Annotated in this window: 1 protein-coding gene; it reads right to left on the reverse strand. The window is 66.0% G+C overall.

Annotated features, from left to right (window positions below; translation table 11 throughout):
• The coding region (locus tag EOB80_RS34325) for an NAD(P)-binding protein (protein ID WP_127332405.1) at positions 1-500 on the reverse strand (500 nt) is incomplete at both ends.

Genomic DNA, 500 nt, shown 5'->3' on the forward strand with positions numbered 1-500 from the left:
CGCCTGTTCTGCTGCACCAGATAGGGCATCGCGTCATGCACGCCGCCGAGATCGTCGCCGGGAATGCCGGCCGCGCGCGGCGTTTCGGAACCGCCGCAATAAAGTACGGCGTCATGTTCGGCGAGCAGCTCGGCAACCGGCTTGTCGACGCCGACATTGACGCCGCAATGGAAGGTCACGCCCTCGCCCTGCATCTGCTCGATGCGCCGGTCGATATAGTGCTTCTCGATCTTGAAGTCGGGAATGCCGTAGCGCATCAGCCCGCCGGGCCGGCTTTCGCGCTCGTAGACATGGACATCGTGGCCGGCGCGGCCGAGCTGCTGGGCAGCCGACATGCCGGCCGGGCCGGAGCCGATGACGGCGACGCGCTTGCCGGTCTTCTTCTCCGGCGGATAGGGCCTGATATGGCCGGTCTCGTAAGCCTTGTCGGCGATCGCCTGCTCGACCGTCTTGATGGCGACGGGAATGTCCTCGAGGTTCAGCGTGCAGGCTTCCTCGCA

The organism is Mesorhizobium sp. M7A.F.Ca.MR.245.00.0.0 (assembly GCF_003997415.1).
Classification (GTDB): Bacteria; Pseudomonadota; Alphaproteobacteria; order Rhizobiales; family Rhizobiaceae; genus Mesorhizobium.